18 protein-coding genes are annotated in these 19,350 nt (G+C 71.1%); 5 read left to right on the forward strand and 13 right to left on the reverse strand.

Features of this window, described 5'->3' with window-relative positions; genetic code table 11:
- Positions 1-57: 57 nt before the first annotated feature.
- Positions 58-1,053 (reverse strand): SatS C-terminal domain-containing protein, encoded by a 996-nt coding sequence (locus tag FHR38_RS18050; RefSeq protein WP_184535759.1) that lies wholly within the window; start codon positions 1,051-1,053, stop codon positions 58-60.
- A 135-nt stretch (positions 1,054-1,188) separates the two neighbouring features.
- Here FHR38_RS18050 and FHR38_RS18055 point away from each other — a divergent pair, with 135 nt between their 5' ends.
- The gene (locus tag FHR38_RS18055) at positions 1,189-1,533 is read left to right on the forward strand and encodes a PadR family transcriptional regulator (RefSeq protein ID WP_184535760.1); all 345 of its coding nucleotides are present in this window, start codon (positions 1,189-1,191) and stop codon (positions 1,531-1,533) included.
- Between the two features lie 44 nt (positions 1,534-1,577).
- Here the strand turns inward: FHR38_RS18055 and FHR38_RS18060 are convergent, their stop codons facing one another.
- From FHR38_RS18060 to FHR38_RS18095, 8 genes are all read right to left on the reverse strand, one after another.
- Positions 1,578-2,249: a permease prefix domain 1-containing protein gene (locus FHR38_RS18060; RefSeq protein WP_184535761.1), complete on the reverse strand. Its 672-nt coding sequence runs from the start codon at positions 2,247-2,249 to the stop codon at positions 1,578-1,580.
- A 95-nt stretch (positions 2,250-2,344) separates the two neighbouring features.
- Positions 2,345-4,180, reverse strand: coding sequence for a thiol reductant ABC exporter subunit CydC (gene cydC, locus FHR38_RS18065; protein ID WP_184535762.1), 1,836 nt, complete (start codon positions 4,178-4,180; stop codon positions 2,345-2,347).
- Positions 4,181-4,350: 170 nt separating this feature from the next.
- Positions 4,351-6,057 (reverse strand): thiol reductant ABC exporter subunit CydD, encoded by a 1,707-nt coding sequence (cydD, locus tag FHR38_RS18070; protein ID WP_184535763.1) that lies wholly within the window; start codon positions 6,055-6,057, stop codon positions 4,351-4,353.
- Entirely contained in the window at positions 6,054-7,061 is a 1,008-nt protein-coding gene (locus tag FHR38_RS18075; protein WP_184535764.1) for a cytochrome d ubiquinol oxidase subunit II, read from the reverse strand. The genes cydD and FHR38_RS18075 overlap by 4 nt, the downstream gene beginning before the upstream one ends.
- 15 nt (positions 7,062-7,076) lie before the next feature.
- Positions 7,077-8,351, reverse strand: a complete 1,275-nt coding sequence (locus FHR38_RS18080) for a cytochrome ubiquinol oxidase subunit I (RefSeq protein ID WP_184535765.1) — start codon at positions 8,349-8,351, stop codon at positions 7,077-7,079.
- 126 nt (positions 8,352-8,477) lie between these two features.
- The gene (locus FHR38_RS18085; protein ID WP_184535766.1) at positions 8,478-9,461 is read right to left on the reverse strand and encodes a M56 family metallopeptidase; all 984 of its coding nucleotides are present in this window, start codon (positions 9,459-9,461) and stop codon (positions 8,478-8,480) included.
- Positions 9,462-9,468: 7 nt separating this feature from the next.
- Positions 9,469-9,846 carry a BlaI/MecI/CopY family transcriptional regulator gene (locus tag FHR38_RS18090; protein WP_184535767.1) on the reverse strand — a complete coding sequence of 126 codons (378 nt, stop codon included), beginning with the start codon at positions 9,844-9,846 and terminating at the stop codon, positions 9,469-9,471.
- A 160-nt stretch (positions 9,847-10,006) separates the two neighbouring features.
- A complete protein-coding gene (locus FHR38_RS18095) occupies positions 10,007-11,908 on the reverse strand; it encodes a protein-arginine deiminase family protein (RefSeq protein ID WP_184535768.1) in 1,902 nt (633 codons plus the stop codon).
- Here FHR38_RS18095 and FHR38_RS32325 point away from each other — a divergent pair.
- Together FHR38_RS32325 and FHR38_RS18105 are read left to right on the forward strand one after the other, a co-directional pair.
- Complete coding sequence (locus FHR38_RS32325; protein WP_184535769.1) at positions 11,897-13,114, forward strand: sensor histidine kinase; 1,218 nt, start codon at positions 11,897-11,899, stop codon at positions 13,112-13,114. The genes FHR38_RS18095 and FHR38_RS32325 overlap by 12 nt on opposite strands.
- Positions 13,111-13,755: a response regulator gene (locus FHR38_RS18105; RefSeq protein WP_184535770.1), complete on the forward strand. Its 645-nt coding sequence runs from the start codon at positions 13,111-13,113 to the stop codon at positions 13,753-13,755. The genes FHR38_RS32325 and FHR38_RS18105 overlap by 4 nt, the downstream gene beginning before the upstream one ends.
- 232 nt (positions 13,756-13,987) lie before the next feature.
- Here FHR38_RS18105 and FHR38_RS18110 read toward each other — a convergent pair whose 3' ends face one another.
- From FHR38_RS18110 to deoC, 3 genes are read right to left on the reverse strand one after another with little or no spacing between them, the layout of a single operon-like run.
- Positions 13,988-14,812 carry an aldehyde dehydrogenase family protein gene (locus FHR38_RS18110; RefSeq protein ID WP_184535771.1) on the reverse strand — a complete coding sequence of 275 codons (825 nt, stop codon included), beginning with the start codon at positions 14,810-14,812 and terminating at the stop codon, positions 13,988-13,990.
- Positions 14,805-16,310, reverse strand: coding sequence for an aldehyde dehydrogenase family protein (locus tag FHR38_RS18115; RefSeq protein WP_184535772.1), 1,506 nt, complete (start codon positions 16,308-16,310; stop codon positions 14,805-14,807). Before FHR38_RS18115 ends, FHR38_RS18110 begins: the two co-directional genes overlap by 8 nt.
- Positions 16,311-16,317: 7 nt before the next feature.
- A complete protein-coding gene (deoC, locus tag FHR38_RS18120) occupies positions 16,318-17,277 on the reverse strand; it encodes a deoxyribose-phosphate aldolase (protein WP_184535773.1) in 960 nt (319 codons plus the stop codon).
- 62 nt (positions 17,278-17,339) lie between these two features.
- Here deoC and upp point away from each other — a divergent pair, with 62 nt between their 5' ends.
- Positions 17,340-17,972 carry a uracil phosphoribosyltransferase gene (gene upp / locus FHR38_RS18125; RefSeq protein ID WP_184535774.1) on the forward strand — a complete coding sequence of 211 codons (633 nt, stop codon included), beginning with the start codon at positions 17,340-17,342 and terminating at the stop codon, positions 17,970-17,972.
- A 117-nt stretch (positions 17,973-18,089) separates the two neighbouring features.
- Here the strand turns inward: upp and FHR38_RS18130 are convergent, their stop codons facing one another.
- On the reverse strand, positions 18,090-18,578 hold the full coding sequence (locus FHR38_RS18130; protein ID WP_184535775.1) for an NUDIX hydrolase: 489 nt from the start codon (positions 18,576-18,578) through the stop codon (positions 18,090-18,092).
- A 62-nt stretch (positions 18,579-18,640) separates the two neighbouring features.
- Here FHR38_RS18130 and FHR38_RS18135 point away from each other — a divergent pair, with 62 nt between their 5' ends.
- Positions 18,641-19,318, forward strand: coding sequence for a GOLPH3/VPS74 family protein (locus FHR38_RS18135; protein ID WP_184535776.1), 678 nt, complete (start codon positions 18,641-18,643; stop codon positions 19,316-19,318).
- Positions 19,319-19,350: the final 32 nt, after the last annotated feature.

A 19,350-nucleotide genomic window follows, 5' to 3' on the forward strand; every position in this document is an offset into this window, starting at 1 on the left:
GTCCTCCTCCCCGGGACCCAGGTCGTGTGGTTCCTGACTGATGCTCCCTGGTGAGGGTCAGTCGCGCCAGTCCACGGCAGCAGAGATCTTGCCGATGATCGTGCGCCACCCCAAACTCGCCGTTTGTGCCCCGATCTTCTTCAACCGGCGGCGGCCCAGGAAGCCGCCGAGACCGCCGTTGACCGTCGATCGAAGCGCTTCGTCCAGGTCGTCCAGGCTGGAACCAGACGAGAGCATGTCCAGAACGGACGGCAATCGTAGCCCGTACGCAAGATCGCGAGCCACCTCGCCGGCCTCGATGATCAACGTCGGGTCCCAGACGTCATGGCCGCCGCGCAGGTTCTCCACCACGAGGTCGAGCTCGTAGGAGTCCTCGTCCAGCGGGGCGACGTGCGCCGGTTCCAGGCGTTCGACCAGCTCGTCCCAGGTGTCCAACTGGGTCAGGTCGTTCGGCGCGCCGGAGCGCACGAAACTGACCAACCCTTCGGCGCTCTTGAAGAGCAGCAGTTTGCCCCGGTGGCTGAGGAAGATCGGAACCTCCTCGGGCTCCGCCTCGGCTTCGGCCTCCTCGTCGTCCTGGTCGTCCTCGTCTAGCTCTGCCTCGGTCTCGTCCCGGTCGGTCTCGTCCTCATCCTCGTCGGTGCGGCTGCGGCGTCGGGCCGCCCGGTCCGTACGGGTCTCCTCCGCCTCCTCGTCCAGCGCGGCGGCGAACTCCTCGTCGAGGATCACCACCTCCTCGTCGTCCTCCGTCACGGCGGCTCGGGCCAGGAACGGATCGTCGTGGTCACGGTCGCTGGTGTCGGTCGGGGTCAGCTCGTTGGACAGTCGGTAGGCCCGGAGGGTGAAGCCGGCTCCGGCCGGTAGGGCGATCTCCACCGGATCGATGCGAACCTCGTCCCACAGGGACCGATCCACCTCGACCACCTCTACGGCGTCGATGTCGTCGGTCTCGTCGGGGTCGGCCGGTCCGGTGGTCTCGTCGAGCTTCGTCTCGGGCTCGTCGGCATCGGGTCGCTGGGACGACTGGCGGGCCACGCTGACCTCCGTGTGCAATCAGGTTCGCGGCCTCGACCCGGGAGGGTACCGCCGCATGGGTGACTCTGCGCACATACCCTAGTCGGCTACCTGGGGGGTCCGGTGCCCGCACCCCGTTGGAGATCTGGCCACCTACTAGTAGCCTTTCTACTTATGAAGGCGCAGGCGCTGCACGGTCATCTCGACGCACTCCTGCTCGCGGTGCTGGAAGGTGGTGCCCAGCACGGCTACGCGATCATCGAAGCGCTCAAGGAGCGCAGCGGCGGCACCCTCACCCTGCCCACCGGCACCATCTATCCGGCGTTGCGGCGGCTGGAGCGAGCCGGTTACGTGGAGAGCAGTTGGAGCACGGTCAACGGGCGGGAGCGGCGCACCTATCAGCTCACCGATGCCGGTCATCGGGCCCTCAGCAGCGAGCGCAGCAGCTGGCAGGAGTTCAGCTCCACCGTGGGCCGATTCCTCGGTGCCACCGCCACCCCGCCGGCGACCCCCGCATAGAGGCCGGACGCCCGCTCGCGCCAGCCGCCGTAGGTCAGACGGGGTCAGCGGGTGGCGATCAGGCAGGATCGGGCCGTGACCACCAGCCAGGTGTAGGCGGCGAACATCACAATCCCGCCGATGGCCATTGGCGGCCATGTGATCGCGCTGTCCCAGAGGCTGAGCGACCAGCCGTACACCGCCGCACCGAGGAGACAACCCACCCCGAGCGTTCCAGCCAGGGTGCGACCCAGCGCCCGGACCAACCGGACCGGACCGGGGTGTCCCCGCCGGGCCGACCAGGTCAGCCACAGGTAACAGGCGATCGACAGCAGTCCGGTGACGATCCACACCCAGTTCAACGCCGTGGAGAACAGCACATAGCCGGCGGACGGCCGGGGGGCCGACCAGGGGGCGCCCCGCCACATCAGGTCCGCCGAGGACGCGAGTAGAAGCCACACCGCGAAGATCCGAAGCGCCAGCGTACGAACCATGGTCGCGGTCAACTCCGCCTGGTACTCGGCCGCGAGGGCTCGCACGGCACCGAACTCGGTCACCGCCAGCCGATCGGCTTCCGTTGCCGGCATGCCGTCGGTCCGGTACCCCTCGGCCGCGTCGAGCAGGCTGTGCCGGGCCTCGGTCAAGAGATCACGCTTGAGCCGTACCGGGCCGTGCAGGGCGCGGTCGAGACGCTGGACGTACTCGTCGATCACCGAGACGGCCACAGAACCGGACATGGGCATCAGACTGCCATGCCGCACCGCCGGTTGGACCTCCGGATCTACCCGGTGTCGACCCTGAGAGATCGGTCCGGTGTCGACCCTGAGGGGGCTCAGGGAGTGAGCGCCAGGTATCCCCGTTCGGCGGCCTCCTGGAGCAACCACTGGTCCCGGTACCAGCCCGGAGTGCCGATCAGCTCATCGTGCCGGCCCCGCTGCACGATCCGTCCGGCGTCCAGTACGACCACCTCGTCGTACCGGTCGAGACCGGCGAGCCGATGAGTGACCAGGACCACCGACTGCTCCCGACGGGTGGCGGCAGTGGCGGTGGCGAGCACTTGGTCGGCCGCCGCAGGGTCCAGCCCTTCGGTCGGCTCGTCCAGCACCAGCACCGCCGGAGCGGCGAGCAGGGCTCGGGCCAAGGCGAGTCGCTGCCGCTGGCCACCGGAGAGTTGACCACCCTCCTCACCCACGATGGTGTCCCAGCCGACTGGCTGCTGCCCTACCCAGTCCAGTAGGCCGGCGGCTGCGGCGGCGGTGGTCAGCTCCGCCTCGGTGGCAGCGGAGCGGCCGAGCATCAGGTTCTCCCGGACCGACGCATGGAACACGTGTGCCTCGGCGAGCAGCCCACTGACGGCCCGGTGCAGCCGATCCGCCGGGTAGGCGGACAGCTCGGTACCGTCCAGAGTGACCTGGCCACCGTCCGGCACCACCGTGCCGGTGAGTACGCCCAGCAGGGTGCTCTTGCCCGCGCCGCTCGGCCCGACCACGGCCAGCCGCCGGCCCGCCGGCAGGTCGAGGCTCACTCGGTCGAGTGCCGGGGGCGCTCCCTCTCGGTACTGGACGGTGACCTCGTGAAGATGACAGTCGACCGGGCCGAGGGTGGGTGCCGGTTGCGCCGGACTGGCCGGCTGGACAGGCGCGGTCAGGTCGGTCGCCGGCTCGGCGGCGGATGTGGCCGGGCCGGTGACCGGCTGGACAAGCGTGGCCAGATCAGCGGCCGGTCCGGCGGGGAGCAGGTCGGCGACCCGGCGTAGGCCAGCCCGGAGCTGAGCCCACTGTCGGGCGGAGCCGACCAGGGCCAGGGTGGCCTCCACCGCGGTGAGCGTGGCGACGCCCAGCACTCCGACGAGGACACCGTCGACGTCGGCGGCCAGGGCCGCGCCAACGACCGCCGCGCTGGTGACTCCGGCGAGCAGTACCCCAGCCCCGTCCACCGCCCAGCCGGCCGAGGTCAACCGCCGCTCCAGCCGGGCCAACTCGCGGGCCCGGGCGTCGGCCTGCGCCAGCGCCGTCCCGGTGGCACCGAAGGCAGCCAGGTCGGCCGCACCGTGGGTTAGGTCGATGGCGTCGGTGGCGAGCGCGCCGCGCAGCGGGGCCACCCGATCGGCCGTACGTCGGGTCAGCGCGGTCGCCGCCGCCGGTAGGGCGAGACCGGCAACCAGCAGCCCGACGGTGAGCGCCAGCGCGGCGGCGGGGGAGACGACGGCCGTACCGGCGATGGCGAGCACGCCCACGGCGGCGGCTGCCGCACCCGGCACCAGGACCCGCAGCAACAGGTCCTGGACCGCCTCCACATCGGAGACCAGCCGACTGAGCGCGTCCCCGGTGCGCTGCGGCACTCCTGTACGGCGGGTGGCGAGGGTGCCGAAGACCCGGGCCCGTACGTCGGTGATGATGCGCAGGGTGGCGTCGTGCCCGGCGAGCCGCTCGGTGTAGCGCAGGACGCCCCGGCTGATGGCCAGGGCCCGGACGGCGACGATGGCCACCGTGAGCGCGTCCAGCTCAGGTCGCCCGGCGGCCCTGATCAGTAGCCAGGTAGCGGTCGCCATCAGGGCCAGTCCGGCCAGTTCGGTGCTGGCGGCGAGCAACCCCGCCCCGATCAGCCGCCCCAGGTAGGGACGGGCCAGCCGCAGCACCTTCCGTTCCGGCTCCAGCCCGGTGCTCATGCCCCCACCTCACTGCGTTCGGCGGTGGCATGAGTTTTCCGGAGTTGGCTGATTCGCTCGCTGCGCTCGCTCATGCCCCCACCTCACTGCGTTCGGCGGTGGCCTGAGTGTTGCTGGGCTGGCTGATTCGCTCGCTGCGCTCGCTCATGCCCCCACCTCGCTGCGCTCGCTCATGCCCCCACCTCACTGGGCGTATTGGTGGCCCCGCCAGCCGTACGGGTCGGGGTGAGCTCGGTCAGCCGTCCGTCCTCGATCCGCAGGATCCGGTCCGCCTCGTCCAGCAGGGCCGGCCGGTGGGCGACCAACAGGGCGGTACGACCAGCCACGAGCCGCCGAGTGGCGTCCAGTACGGCTGCCTCCGACGCCCCGTCGAGTCGGGCGGTGGGCTCGTCGAGCAGCACGATCGGTGCGTCGCGCAGGAAGGCGCGGGCCAGCGCGACCCGCTGCCGTTGTCCACTGGACAGGCCGTGCCCCCGCTCGCCGAGCAGGGTGTCGAGACCCTCCGGCAACTGGGCGATCACGTCGTCGAGTGCGGCGGCCTGGATCGCTTCGGCCAGCCGCTCCGGTGGCGTGTCGGGCGCGCCGAGCCGGATGTTGTCGGCCACCGAGGCGGCGAAGAGATGGGCCCGCTGTGGCACCCAGGCGATCTGACGTCGCCAGCCGTCGAGGTCGACCGTGGCGAGATCGACATCGTCGACGACGACCCGCCCGCTGGTCGGGGTGACGAAGCCGAGCAGCAGGCCGAGCAGAGTGCTTTTGCCAGCGCCGCTGGGCCCGATGATGGCGATTCGCTCGCCCGGCCGGATGGTCAGCGATACGTCCCGGAGCGCGGCGCCCCGCTCGTATTCGACGGTGACCGACTCGAACCGGATCTCCCCCGCCCCGGATGTGAGGAGAGGGCTCTTCCTATCGTTTTCTGCCTTGGAAGGGGCCCTTCCCAACACGGAGAACACGTCGTCCAGTGCCGTCAGCCCCTCCATGCTGGCGTGGAACCGGCTGCCGGCGGCGCGCAGCGGAAGGTAGGCCTCGGGGGTGAGCAGCAACACCAGTAGGGCGGTCTGTAGGGCCAGCCCGCCGCCGAGTAGGCGTAGACCGACCGGCACCGCGACCAGCGCCACCGACAGGGTGGCGACCAGTTCGAGCACCAGCCCGGAGAGGAACGCGATACGCAGGGTCTTCATGGTCGCGGCCCGGTGGCCGTCGGCCATCCGGCGGACCACCTCGACCTGGGACCGGGCCCGGCCGAACGCGCGCAGGGTGGGCAGCCCAGCGACCATGTCCAGGAAGTGCCCGCCGAGCATGGAGAGGCGTCGCCACTGTCGCTCGGTGGCGGCCTGGGCCTGCCAGCCGAGCAGTGCCCCGAAGATCGGGATCAGTGGCAGGGTCAGCACGACGATGAGAGCGGAGCTCCAGTCGGCGAAGACCAGCCGGGCGAGCACGGCCGCCGGCACGGTGACGCTGAGCACGAGTTGGGGCAGGTAGCCGGTGAAGTACGCGTCGAGCGCGTCCAGACCACGTCCGGCCAGGGTGGCCAGTCGCCCGGCCTGCTGCCCGGCGAGCCAACCCGGCCCGCGCTGACCGACGGCGTCGAGTAGGTCGGTGCGGAGTGCTGCCTTGACTGTCGCCGCCATCCGCCCGGCCACGGTGCCCTGCGCCCAGACCAGGAGGGCCCGACCGGCGACGGTGGCGACGAACGCGGTGAGCGCGACCCGGTCCAGCCGCCCGTCGGCGGCGGCGGTCAACACCACGGCCAAACTGGTGGCCTGGGCGATGACCAGCGCGGCGGCCAGGATCCCGAGGAGCGCGAGCACAGCGAGATGGCGCCGGGTCGCGGGGACCCGGCGCAGCAGACGTGGGTCGAAGGGGCGGCGGTTCACCAGTACACCGGTGTCCTGCCGTCGATCCGCCCGCGGAACACCCACCAGCACATCAGTTGAAAGCCTAGTAGGGCCGGAAGCAGCGGTAACAGCAGCCAGGTCAGTAGCCGTAGGGTCGGCTCGCTGGCGGCGGCAGCGGTCACCGGGAGGCTCGCCGCCGGATCGATGGTCGAGACCAGCGCGTAGGGCCAGAGGGCCGCGCCGACCAGCAGCACCGGGGCGGCCAGGGCCACCGTGGTGGCCGTGAAGGCGATGCCGGGCCGCCGTCGGGCGAGCGCGCTGTGGGCGACCAGCAGCGCCCCGATCAGCAGCGCCGGCAGGAGTACGGCGACCGCCGGCTCTTGCACGGTGTGCCGTACCCGGTCGGAGAGCAGGCCGGCGACGGTGGCCAGGGCGAGCGTGGCGAGTGCGACCGGCACCAGTTTGCGGCCCAGTTGGGCGTATCGCTGTGCCGGCCTGTCGGGTAGCCGCAGTGCGAGGAAGACCGCCCCGTGTACGGCTACCAGCGCGATCAGGGCCAGGCCGCAGGCGGCGACGAACGGGGTGATGATGTGCGTCACCCCCTCGACGTGACCGTCCGCGTGCAGCGGCACTCCCTGGAGGAGCCCGGCGAGGACGGCTCCCCAGCCGAGCGCGGTCAGGGCGCAGCCGATTACTGCGATGCGGTCCCAGACCGTACGGCCCCGGTTGCCGACCGGCCGGCTGCGTAGCTGTACGGCGGCAGTGACCAGGATCACTCCGGTGACGGCTGTCACCACGGCGGGATAGAGCCCGGTGAGGAGTTCCCCCTCCAGCATCGGAAAGGCCCCGAAGAGGATGCCGACGGCGGCGACGAGCCAGACCTCGTTGCCGAGGAAGAACGGGCCGACGGCGGTGAGGATGGCCCGGCGCTGGTTCGGGTGTTTGGCGCCGGCGAGCAGTAGGCCGACGCCGTAGTCGTAGCCGCCGAGGACGAGGTAGATGGCGAAGAAGAGGCCGAGCAGGATGTACCAGGCGAGTTCCATGGTCGTCTCGTCTCCTTATCTGGCGAGGACGGGTTGGACCGCGGGTTGGCCGATCGGGGCCTCGGGGTGATCGTCCAGATCGCCGGGCGGTCGACCCAGGGCGAGGTCGTGGGCACCTCGGCGGGCGTTCCGGGCCATCAGCACCCAGTTGGTGACGGCCAGGGTGCCGAGCAGCAGGGTGAAGCCGATGAACGAGGTGAGCAGCACGCCACCGCTGACCGGGCTGACCGCGTCTTCGACCTTGAGTAGCCCGTACGCGGCCCAGGGTTGGCGGCCGACCTCCCGGGCCAGCCAGCCGAGGATCGCCGCGACGAACGGCAGCGGTACGGCCAGCAGCATCAGGTAGAGCGGGAACCGCAACCGGATGATCCAGTCCCGGTAGAGCAGGGGCAGGAGCAGGACGCCCCAGGCGAGGGCGAAGCCGATGAGGATCATGAAGCCGAGCCCCACGTTGGCCAGGACCGGCGGGGTGTAGTCGCCGGGACCGAACCGGGCGACCCAGTCGGCGACGATGGCGTCCTTGGCGGCGCTGTTGCCGTACTTGGTGGGCTGCACCGGGCTGATCGCGGGGAACTGGGCGAAGCCGAAGCCCAGCACGAAGACGCTGGCGGTCGTTGCGGTGACCAGGCCGATCCGCAGTGAACGGCGGAACAGGGCGTAGTCGGGGGTGCGCCGGATCAGGTGCCAGGAACTTACCCCGGCCATCAGCATTCCGCCGGTCAGCAGCGCGGCGGAGACGACGTGACCGAGGGCCATGCCGAGGGTGGGGTTGGTGAGCAGGGCGGAGAAGTCGGTCAGGTGGGCGATGCCGTCGCGTACTTCGTAGCCGACCGGGTTCTGGAGGAAGGAGTTGGCGACCATGATCCAGAACGCCGAGGCGTACGCGGTGAGGGCCACGCCCCATAGCAGCGCCAGGTGTACGCCCCGCCGCAGCCGGTGCCAGCCGAAGATCCACATGCCGAGGAAGGTGGATTCCAGGAAGAACGCCACCAGGGTCTCCATGGCCAGTGGTGCTCCGAAGACGTTGCCGACGTAGCGGGACAGGCCGCTCCAGTTCAGTCCGAACTGGAACTCCATCACGATCCCGGTGGCGATGCCGAGCACGTAGTTGATCACGTAGAGGGTGCCCCAGAAGCGGGTGAGTCGCTCGTACTCGGGGTTGCGGGTGATGAACCAGGCGGTCTGTAGGTAGACCAGCAGCGCGACGAGTCCGAGCGTGACGATCACGAACAGGAAGTGGATCGAGGTCGTCGTGGCGAACTGGAGGCGGGCGAGAAGGAGCGGATCCATGGCCCCCCTTAAGCAGTAGGCGTCCTTTTCGTAGCGACCCTACATGTAGTTTTCCTACTTATTTCTACTACAGAGCGTAGTAATTGAAGTCGCGAGCCGGGACCATGGCATGGCAAGGGGATCAGCTCAGTTCAGGAAGAGCGAGATGGGCAGAGTGAGGGTCGCGATGGCCGCCGCGAGCGCCATCGCGCCGCGTACCCGGGGTGGCCGGCGGGTGACGAGCAGCCGGTGGACCCGGGCATCGATGTCACGGTCGGCGATGCCGAGCGTGCCGGAAGGGGCGATCCGCGACCCGGCGGTGTCGAGGGTGCCGGCGGGGCTGATCCGTGCCTTGGCAATGCCGAGTGTGCCCGCCGGAGTGATTCGCGACCCGGCGGTGGCGAACCGCAGCAGGGCGGCGGCCAGCGGGCCGTCGGCATGCAGGCGGCGGGCCTTGTCGTCGGCGCGCATCTCGACCAGCAGGGCGACCATGTCGTGGGCCCGGTGCACCCACCGCGCCCACGGCAGGGCGCTGCACAGCGCCGTGAACGGGAGCAGCACCAGATCGTGTCGCTCGTCGGCGTGGGCCCGCTCGTGACTGAGTACCGCCGCGAGTTGGGCCCGGTCGAGCAGGCTCAGGGTGCCGGCGCTGACCACCACGCGGGGCCGTACCCCGGGCAGGCAGTAGGCGGCGGCGCTCGGATGATCGAGCACCAGCGCGCCGGGGGCCGCCGGGTCGTCCCGGGCGACCAGGGTGAGCAGGTCGCGGTGGCGGCGCTGGGCGCGCAGCGCGGTGAAGAGGCTGCGGGCCGTCGTGCCGAGCAGCACCGTGGCCACCCCGAAGCCGACCCCGACCAGACTGAGCTGTAGGACGCCCAGCCCCGGGGGCAGTTCGCCGCCGAAGAGGTCGCGGCCGAGGCGGACCAGGGCGCTGCCGGTGGGCAGGTCGTAGGCGATCAGACCGAGCGACAGTGGTACGCCGATCGCGCAGAGCCCGAGTGCGAGCCCGAGCGCCTGCCAGGACACGATGGCGACGCGAGGGCTGCGCCAGCTCCAGGTGGAGCGGGTCAGTATCTGGACGAGGAGGTAGCACGCCAGGGCGGCGCCGGCGAAGTGTGCGGCGTACACCATGGTCGCATCAGCCCTGCCGGTCCGCTGCCTCGTCGGCGAGGGCCGCGCGGAGCACCTCGGCCTCGTTGCCGGTGACCGAGCGGGCGAAGCGCACCAGCGCGGCGTCCCGGCTGCCGGCCAGGTCGAGCGCGTCGAGCATCAGCTTGGCGATGTGTGCCTCGCGGGTGGCGGCCGGTCGGTAGCTCCAGGCCCGGCCGTCGCGCTCGCGTTCGACCATGCCCTTGCCGGCCAGCCGGTCCAGCACGGTCATCACAGTGGTGTAGGCCAGCTCGCGGCCCGACAGCGCGTCGGCCACCTCGCGTACCGTGACGCCCGTTGTCGTGCCGGCGGTCCGGTCCCAGAGGACGTCCATCACCGCACGTTCGAGGTCACCCAGTCGCGTCACACCGCCAAGCCTACCGCTTGTAGTAGTCCTCCCCTCGGTCGCCGTTCACCCGCACGACATCCGGTTCCCGCCACTCGCGGTGATCGGACACCGTTGCGGGCGACCGAGGTGGCCGGCAGCGGCGACGGTACGTCGCACACCGCCGGCCAACCCGGTGGATTCATCGAGCGGGACGCCACCAGGGCGTGGTGCCGCTCAGATCGCGCTGGACGTTGGTGACGCAGTGGATGTCGCCGCCGGCCGTACCGACGTAGTGCGAGTAGTCCCAGTCCTCGATCCAGTGGACGCGTACGCCGGCCCGGCCCAACGCCTCCTCGGTGGCCCGCTGGAACACGTCGTACCCGCCCTGCCGCGGCCCGTGCTGGGCCGGAGCCAGGTATCCGCCGGTGCCCGTGCTGATGCCGTTGGCGGCGTCCGGCAGGTACGTGACGGTCAGGTCCTTGCGCGGGTAGTCGTCGGGAAGATCGATCTTGGCGAACAGCGCCGGAACGCGGATGATGTCCTGTTCGGTGATGCCGGCCTGCTCGCGCAACTGCCGCAGCGCCCGGTTGACACCCGCCGCCGCGATGCGGGTGCCGTTCACCAGCTCCGGCTTGGCCAGGGCCTGGGCGACCGTGAGGTGGGGGAACTGCGTGTTGGCCGGGGCGATGCCCCCCACCAGCAGTTGCCCGCCGCCACCGCTGCCGGCGACCTTCTTCAGCAGGTCCATGCCCAAGTGCGGATCCGCGATGACCATGGACCAGCCCTTGCCTCCGCGCCTGGGCACGAAGTGGAGGAACTCGTCGAGGTGGCCAACGCCGAGCCAGCTCGTGTCGACGGCGATCGGGTCCTGGTAGCCCTGAGCCTCCAGCATCCGGATGAACGTCGCGTCAGGCGCGAACTTGCCCTCGCCGCCGTACACGATCCGCCCGGTGCGGTACTTGCCGTACGGCGGGATCGTCCCGAAGTTGCCGCTCGAACTGGCCGATCCGTAGTACAGGTTGTCGTCGGGGCGGTCGACCGCCGTGGCGTCGAACTGCTGAAGACCCGCGACACCCGGTCCGCGCATCATGGTGAACACCGGTCGGGACGCGTCTCGTAGCGGGCGGTCGCGGGCCGGGAAGTCGGGGGTCACGGCCGGGGACCTGAGGTTGACCACGATGTGGTGCTCCCTGCCGTCCGGCCCCGGCATGGACGCGTAGCCGGCCTTGAACATGTCGCCCATCCACTGGTCGCCTCCGGCCGGAGACTCGATGAACGGTTCGCGCAGCCCTTCGGCGTCCAGGGCGCGTCGCAGGTCGCGCCGGTACGCCTCCTGACCCTTGACGGGCTTGTCTGGCGCGGTTCCGTCCTCAAGCGTCACGGGTGCCTTGGGGTTCGCCACGACCGCGCGGTGCAGGGGCAGCAGGTCGTGTTGGAAGAGAACCGGTGCCACCCGCAGCCGGACGGTGTCGGTCCGGGTCCGGCCGCGGTCGGTGACCGTCAGCGTGAGGTCGCTGAAACCGGACCAGACGTCCGGGTCGCGGACGACGTCGCGCGCCTCGACGGCGAGCCGCACCCCGCGGCGCAGCTCGTCCGGGCGGATCCCACTGTCCGCGTCGAGTGCCGTGAGGCGTCCACCGCGCTGGATGAAGATCCGCACCTGGTCCCGCGACGGGCCGTCGGGCCGCAGCGTGGCTCGCGCGGAACCGGACACGCCCACCATCGCCGGAATCTCCAGCGGTGCCAGATCGGCTTCGTCGGCCGCGCCGTTCACCACCGCGTCCGTGGCGTCGTTGCACGCCGCCAACGCCGCATCGGTGAGCCGCTCGCCGTTCTTGCCGGTGGTAGGGCAGCGAGCGGCGTCGTCGTCCAGGTTCGGCAGCATGATCGCCCCACGGTTGACCGTCCACGCCCCGCGCCGGGCGTCGTCGGCGGGTGAGAGCCGGCCATCACGATCGGTGTCGGCACGCAGCAGCGCCCGGGAAGACGCTGCCGATGGTGTGCCCACCCAGGCGCCCTCGACTGCGAGACCACCCGCCGCGAAACAAGCCACCGTGGCCGTGGCCAGCCCGGCTCGTACGATTCGTCTGTGTTCGGTCATGGGGACAAGCTTCGGCGCGGCGACCCTGTCCGGGCATCTGCCGTCCCGCAGATCTTCCCGGCGGGTGGCTCTGCCGAACGGCAGAGCCACCCGCGCATCCTCGTGGCCGGGGCGGTGATCGCCGTGCTCGCGCTGGCCGCCGTCGCCGGCATGCCGGGAGTGGGACCGGTGGTCACCGGTTCGGCCTGGCTGACCGGTGCCGCCCTGGTCCTGCTGCTCGCCTTTCCGGCTGCTCGGCCGGGCGCGGTCGTGGGCGTGGCGGCGGCCGGCTCGCTGGTGGCGACCCTGGTCTACCGGGGGCCGGCCGACAACCGGACCGCCGGCTGGTGGCTGGTGGAGACCGTAGCCGCGACGGTGCTCCTCCACCTGGTGGTACGGCGGGCGGGGACCCGGCCCGCCGCGATCGCGGGCGTGATGACGGCCGTTGCGGTGACCGCGCTTCCGCTGCGGCTGACCCTGCACGTCGTCCCGTCCGCCAGCGCATGGGGCGCGCTGGTCGGCTGCCTGCTCTGCGGATTCGGTGCGACGGCCGCCGTCGGTACCGGGCTTTACCTGCGGTTCCTGGACGCGCGGCGGTCCCGGTCGGTGGCCGAGGCGCGCCGCGCACAGCGTCTCGACCTGGCGCGCGACCTGCACGACTTCGTTGCGCACGAAGTCAGCGCGATGATCGTCCAGGCGCAGGCCGCCCAGATCGGCGGTGACGCCGAGGCGGCACTCAGGCGGATCGAGGCGGCCGGGATGCGCGCGATGGCCTCGCTGGACCGCACCGTCCACATGCTCCACGACGACGGTCCCCGGGACGGGCCGTACTGCCTGGACGAACTGCCCGCACTGGTGGACCGCTTCCGCGAGTCGGGCGCGGCCCGGGTTCGGCTGACGATGGAGGCGGGTACTCCGCCTCCCGAGGTCTCGGCGACGGCGTATCGGCTGGTCGTCGAGGCCCTGACGAACGTCCGACGGCACGCCCCGGACGCGACCACCGTCGACATCGCTGTTACCGCGACCGGTCCCGACCTGCGCGTCACCGTCACGGACGACGGCCGTACGGGTCGGACGAGCCTGCTGCGCGAACGGCACCGTGGCGGCCTCGGGTTGCCCGGGATCGCCGAGCGCGTCGAAGCTCTCGGCGGCCTCTTCGGCGCCAGCCCCACAGGTGACCGCGGCTGGCGGGTCACCGCCAAGATCCCGCTACGATCGTCGTCATGACCACCCGGATCGTCATCGCCGACGACCAGGACGACATCCGTGGCGGTTACCGCATCATCCTGGATGCCCAGCCCGACATGCAGGTGCTCGGGGAGGCGGCCGACGGCGTCACAGCCGTCGAACTGGCTCGGCGGCTACGTCCCGACGTCGTCCTCGTGGACATCCGGATGCCTCGCATGAACGGCCTGGAGGTCACCCGGCTGCTGGCCGGCCCCGACGTGCCCGACCCGCTCCGGGTGATCGTCGTCACCACGTTCGATCTCGACGAGTACGTGCACACCGCCCTGCACAACGGCGCCTGTGGCTTCCTGCTGAAGCGCGCCGGTCCCGCGCTCCTGGTGGAGGGCGTCCGCGCGGCTGCGGCGGGCGACGCGCTCATCAGCCCGTCGATCACCACTCGGCTGCTGCGCCACTTCGCCGCGCCCCGTCCGCGCGCCGACGACGGGCGTCTCACCGGTCGCGAGGCCGAGGTCGCGACCCTCGTCGCGAGGGGTCGTACCAACGCGGAGATCGCCGCCGAGTTGTCCATCACGCCGGGCACCGCCAAGACCCACGTCGCGAGCATCCAGCACAAGCTGGGGGTCCGCAACCGGGTCGAGATCGCCGCGTGGGCCTGGCAGAGCGGCCAGGCCCGTCCCTGAGCCTCGTGGGCCTGGCAGACCGGCCGGGCCAGGCCAGTCCCTGAGACTCGACCAGCCGCCATCCCGGGCCGTCCGGCTGGCTCGGGCGGGACCCGCGTCAAGCCCAGATCGGGACACCGGATCCGCGTCAGGTCTTCCGACATCGGCCGACACCCGGTCGGAGGTGAGCATCACCGACCGGGCGTCGCTGGCCTGTCACAGGTTCGACCCGCAAACGCCTTGTGGTCGCGGATCAGACGCCCTTGGGGTGCCAGACGGTCTTGGTCTCCAGGAACGCGGTGATCCGGGTCAGGCCGGGATCGGCGGTCCAGTCGACCGGTGTCGCGGCCGGGCGGAGGACCCGCTTGAGGTTGCCGGCGGCGGCCTGCTCCAGCTCCACGGCCAGGGTCGGGTCGGTCACCCCGGTCAGGTCGATGGCGTTCACGTCCAGGTGGCTGGCCAGCGTGGGCGCCGTCTCGGTGATCCGGCCGGTGAGGATGTTGACCACCCCGCCCGGCAGGTCCGAGGTGGCCAGCACCTCGGCCAGGGTGATCGCGGCCAGGGGCGCGTCCTCGGCGGCGAGCACCACCACCGTGTTGCCGGTGACGATCGCCGGGGCGATCACGCTGACCAGGCCGAGCAGCGCCGAGTCGGCCGGGGCGACGACACCGACCACGCCGGTCGGTTCCGGGGCCGACAGGTTGAAGTACGGGCCGGCGACCGGGTTCGCGCCGCCGTACACCTGGGCGATCTTGTCGGCCCAGCCGGCGTACCAGACCCAGCGGTCGATCGCCTCGTCCACCTCGGCGACGGTCAGGCCGAGCCCGACGAACTGGTCCCGCCGGCCCTCCAGCATCTCGGCGATCCGGTAGAGGATCTGCCCCCGGTTGTACGCCGTCGCGCCGGACCAGCCCTTGACCGCCGCGCGGGCGGCCAGCACCGCGTCCCGGGCGTCCTTACGCGAGGCCAGCGCCACGTTGGTCTCCTGCACGAGATACGACCGCCCTGACTCGCTGCGCGGGAACTTCCCGCCGATGAAGAGCTTGTACGTCTTCCGTACCGCCAGCCGTTCAGACATCGAGGTACGCCTCCAGCCCGTGCCGACCGCCCTCACGGCCGTAGCCCGACTCCTTGAAACCACCGAACGGCGAGGTCGGGTCGAACTTGTTGAACGTGTTCGCCCACACCACCCCGGCCCGCAGCCGGTCGGCCATCCACAGGATCCGGGAACCCTTCTCGGTCCAGATCCCGGCCGACAGGCCGTACGGCGTGTTGTTGGCCTTTTCGACGGCCTCGGCCGGGGTGCGGAAGGTCAGCACGGACAGCACCGGCCCGAAGATCTCCTCGCGGGCGATCCGGTGCGCCTGGGTGACCCCGGTGAAGATCGTCGGGGCGAACCAGAAGCCCTGCTCGGGCAGGTCGCACGGGGGCGACCAGCGCTCGGCACCCTCGGCCGACCCGATCTCGGACAGGGTACGGATCCGGTCCAGCTGCGCGGCCGAGTTGATCGCGCCGATGTCGGTGTTCTTGTCCAGCGGGTCGCCGACCCGCAGCCGGGCCATCCGCCGCTTGAGCGACTCCAGCACCGGCTCGTAGACCGACTCCTGCACCAGCAGTCGGGAGCCGGCGCAGCAGACGTGCCCCTGGTTGAAGAAGATCCCGTTGACGATGCCCTCGACCGCCTGGTCGATCGGCGCGTCGTCGAAGACGATGTTGGCGGCCTTGCCGCCCAACTCCAGGGTGAGCTTTTTGCGGGTGCCGGCCACGGATCGGGCGATGGCCCGACCGACCTCGGTGGAGCCGGTGAAGGCGACCTTGTCGATCCCGTCGTGCGAGACCAGGGCCTGCCCGGTCGCGCCCGCACCCGTGACGATGTTGACCACGCCGGGCGGCAGGTCGGCCTGCTGGCAGATCTCGGCGAAGAGCAGGGCGGTCAGCGGGGTGGTCTCGGCCGGCTTGAGCACCACCGTGTTGCCGGCGGCCAGCGCCGGGGCGATCTTCCAGGCCAGCATCAGCAGCGGGAAGTTCCACGGGATTACCTGCCCGGCGACCCCCAGTGGCTTCGGGTCGGAGCCGCTGCGTCCACTGGTCGGCGTCCCGCCGCTGCGTCCACTGGTCGGCGTCCCGCCGAACCCGGCGTGCGGCAGCTTGTCCGCCCAGCCGGCGTAGTAGAAGAAGTGGGCCGCGACCAGCGGAATGTCCACGTCCCGCGACTCGCGGATCGGCTTGCCGTTGTCCAGCGACTCCAGCACCGCCAGCTCCCGGCCGCGCTCCTGGATGATCCGGGCGATCCGGTAGAGGTACTTGGCTCGGTCCCGGCCCGGCATCGGACCCCAGACCTGCTCGTACGCCCGGCGGGCGGCGCGTACCGCCCGGTCGACGTCCTGCGGCCCGGCCTCGGCGACCTCGGCCAGCACCTCCTCGGACGCCGGGTTGACGGATTTGATCACTCCGCCGTCGCTGGACTCGACGAACTCACCGTCGACGAAGAGTCCGTACGACGGTTTGAGGTCGACCACCGATCGGGACTCGGGTGCGGGCGCGTACTCGAACGCGCCAGGGGTGTTCTCGGGCATCGTCAGCTCAGTCCAGGGTGAAGTAGTCGGGGCCGGGGTAGCTGCCGCTGGTCAGCTTGGTGCGCTGCATCAGCAGGTCGTTGAGGAGGGTGGAGGCGCCGAACCGGAACCAGTCCGGGTGCAACCAGTCCGCCCCGACCGTCTCGTTGACCATGACCAGGTATTTGATCGCGTCCTTGGTGGTCCGGATCCCGCCGGCCGGCTTCACCCCGACCTGGCGACCGGTGGCGGCCCGGAAGTCGCGTACCGCCTCCAGCATCACCAGCGTGACCGGCAGGGTGGCGGCCACGGGCACCTTGCCGGTCGAGGTCTTGATGAAGTCGCCGCCGGCCATCATCGCCAGCCAGGAGGCCCGTCGGACGTTGTCGTAGGTGGCCAGCTCGCCGGTCTCCAGGATGACCTTGAGGTGGGCGTCACCGCAAGCCGCCTTGACCGCGACGATCTCGTCGTAGACCTCGCGGTAGCGGCCGGAGAGGAAGGCGCCCCGGTTGATCACCATGTCGATCTCGTCCGCGCCGGCGGCGACGGCCGCCTCGGTGTCGGCGAGCTTCACGGCCAGCGGTGCCTGCCCGGACGGGAAGGCGGTCGCCACGCTGGCCAGATGAACGCCAGATCCACGTAGCGCCTCGGCGGCGACCGGGACCATGGCCGGGTAGACGCAGACCGCGGCCACCGCCGGGCAGGTCGGGTCGGCCGGGTCGGGTCGCCGCGCCTTCGCGCTCAGCGCCCGTACCTTGCCGGGGGTGTCCGCGCCTTCCAGCGTGGTCAGGTCGACCATCCGGATCGCCAGGTCGATCGCCCACGCCTTGGCGGTGGTCTTGATCGATCGGGTGCCGAGCATGGCCGCCCGCTGCTCCGCCCCGACCTGGTCCACACCGGGTAGGCCGTGCAGGAAGGCACGCAGCGTTGCCTCGGAACGCCCCAGGTCGGACAGGTCGGCCCGGTCCGACGTCGTTGTCGCCGTCATGACAGGGAGTTTACGCACCCCGACGCGACGTGATCTTGGTCACCGACGTAGGTTGGACGTTCGTGGACGTACTCGTGGTTGACCATCCCCTTGCCCAGTCGCGACTGACCGCGATGCGCGATGCCCGTACCGACTCGGCATCGTTCCGCGCCGCACTGCACGAACTCACCACCATGCTGGTGTACGAGGCGGCACGCGCCTTCCCGGCCGAGCGCTACCCGGTGCAGACCCCGGTGTCGCTGACCGACGGCACCCGGCTGGCCAACCCGCCACTGCTGGTGCCGGTGTTGCGGGCCGGCCTCGGCATGGCCGACTCGGCGCTCGCCCTGCTGCCCGAGTCGTCCATGGGGTTCGTCGGGCTGGCCCGTGACGAGGCGACGTACGAGCCGCGCGCATACATGGAGTCGCTGCCACGTGACCTCAGCGGTCGCCCGGTGCTGGTGCTCGACCCGATGCTGGCCACCGGTGGCTCGCTGGAGCACTGCTGCCGGATTCTGGCCGACCGGGGCTGCACGGACATCACCGTGGTCTGCGCGTTGGCCGCGCCGGCCGGGGTCGAGCGACTGGAGCGCTCGGGACTGCCGCTGCGTCTGGTGACCGCCTCGATCGACGAGGGGCTCAACGAGCACAAGTTCATCGTGCCGGGGCTCGGCGACGCCGGTGACCGCCAGTTCGGCGGCATGCCCCGATTCTGATAGGCACCTTTTGACCGGCAGCCTGCCTCAGTTCTGACATGCGGCATGCCCCGGTGCTGACGGGTAGCCTGCCTCAGTTATGGCCGGGCGGCCTGCCCGGTTCTCTGGCCCGGAGCCTCACAACTCGGTGTAGCTCCAGGTCAGGGCTTTTCCGTTGGCGTACGGCTGGACGCCGTGGAAGACCCGGGGGCGGTCGGCGAAGACCAGCGGCAGGAAGTGCCGGTCGCTCTCCCACATCGGCACTGCCCCGGCGAGGATGTCGGACAGCTCGGTCCAGACCAGGGTGCCTTCTGGACAGTTGTCCTGTGGCTGGCCGGACCACTCCGGTATCCGGAACAGGAAACCGAACCAGTTCTCGCCGCCCCGGCCGAACCCCGGCCAGGAGATCGTGCCGGCGAGTTCCAGGCGTAGGCAGTCCAGCCCGGACTCCTCCCGGATCTCCCGGCGCATGCCGGCCACCACGTCCTCGCCCGGGTCCAGCTTTCCGCCCAGCCCGTTGTAGTAGCCGAAGTGCAGGTCGTCGGGGCGCTTGTCCCGGCGCAGCATCAGCACTCGGCGCCGGTCCGGGGAGAGGACGTAACCCAGCGTCGCGATGATCGCCTGCATCCGGACCACCTTACGGCCCGGATACATGCGCGACTGGCGCGCAACGGATACCGTCTCGGGCCATGACTGGTGTTGCGCTCGCCGAAGAGCTGCTGCTGCTCGCCTACGACGACGAGTCCGGTAAGGCGACCGGATCCCGGATCGGACTCGACCTCGCCATGGCCGCCGCGGTCCTGGTCGAGTTGGCGCTCGCCGGCCGGATCGCGTACTCCGACGGGTCGATCGTGGTGGTCGACCCGGCACCGACCGGCCAGCCGGTTCCCGACGAGGTACTCGCCCGGCTGGCCACCGAGCCGTTGAACACCCCGACCGCCTGGGTACAGCGACTGCGGCACGGCTTGCGCGACCGGCTCCTCGCCGACCTGTGTCAGCGGGGAGTCGTGCGGGACGTGGGCGAGACGGCGCTCGGGTCCATCCCGGTGCACCGTTACCCGGCGGCCGACGCGTCGGTGGAGGCCGACATCCGGCGTCGGCTGACGGACGCGCTCACCGCCGACCGGATCCCGGACGAGCGTACGGCCGCACTGGCCACGCTGGTCGCCGCAGCCCGGATGGAACCGAGCCTGGGCGTGACCGGCCCGACCGCCGTCGACGCGCATCGGCGGCTGGACGAGATCGCCGGTGGCGCGGGCTTCGCCGGTAGCGTCAGCATGGAGGAGTCGACGGTCCGTCCGTCGGTGGCGTTGGTGATCGCCGCGCTGACCCGGGCCGTCGATGCGGCCCTGGGCGCTCGGGCCTGAGCCACCCGCCGGTCCCGGCCGGCTGAGGTCGG

The sequence above is a fragment of the Micromonospora polyrhachis genome (assembly GCF_014203835.1).
GTDB lineage: Bacteria > Actinomycetota > Actinomycetes > Mycobacteriales > Micromonosporaceae > Micromonospora_H > Micromonospora_H polyrhachis.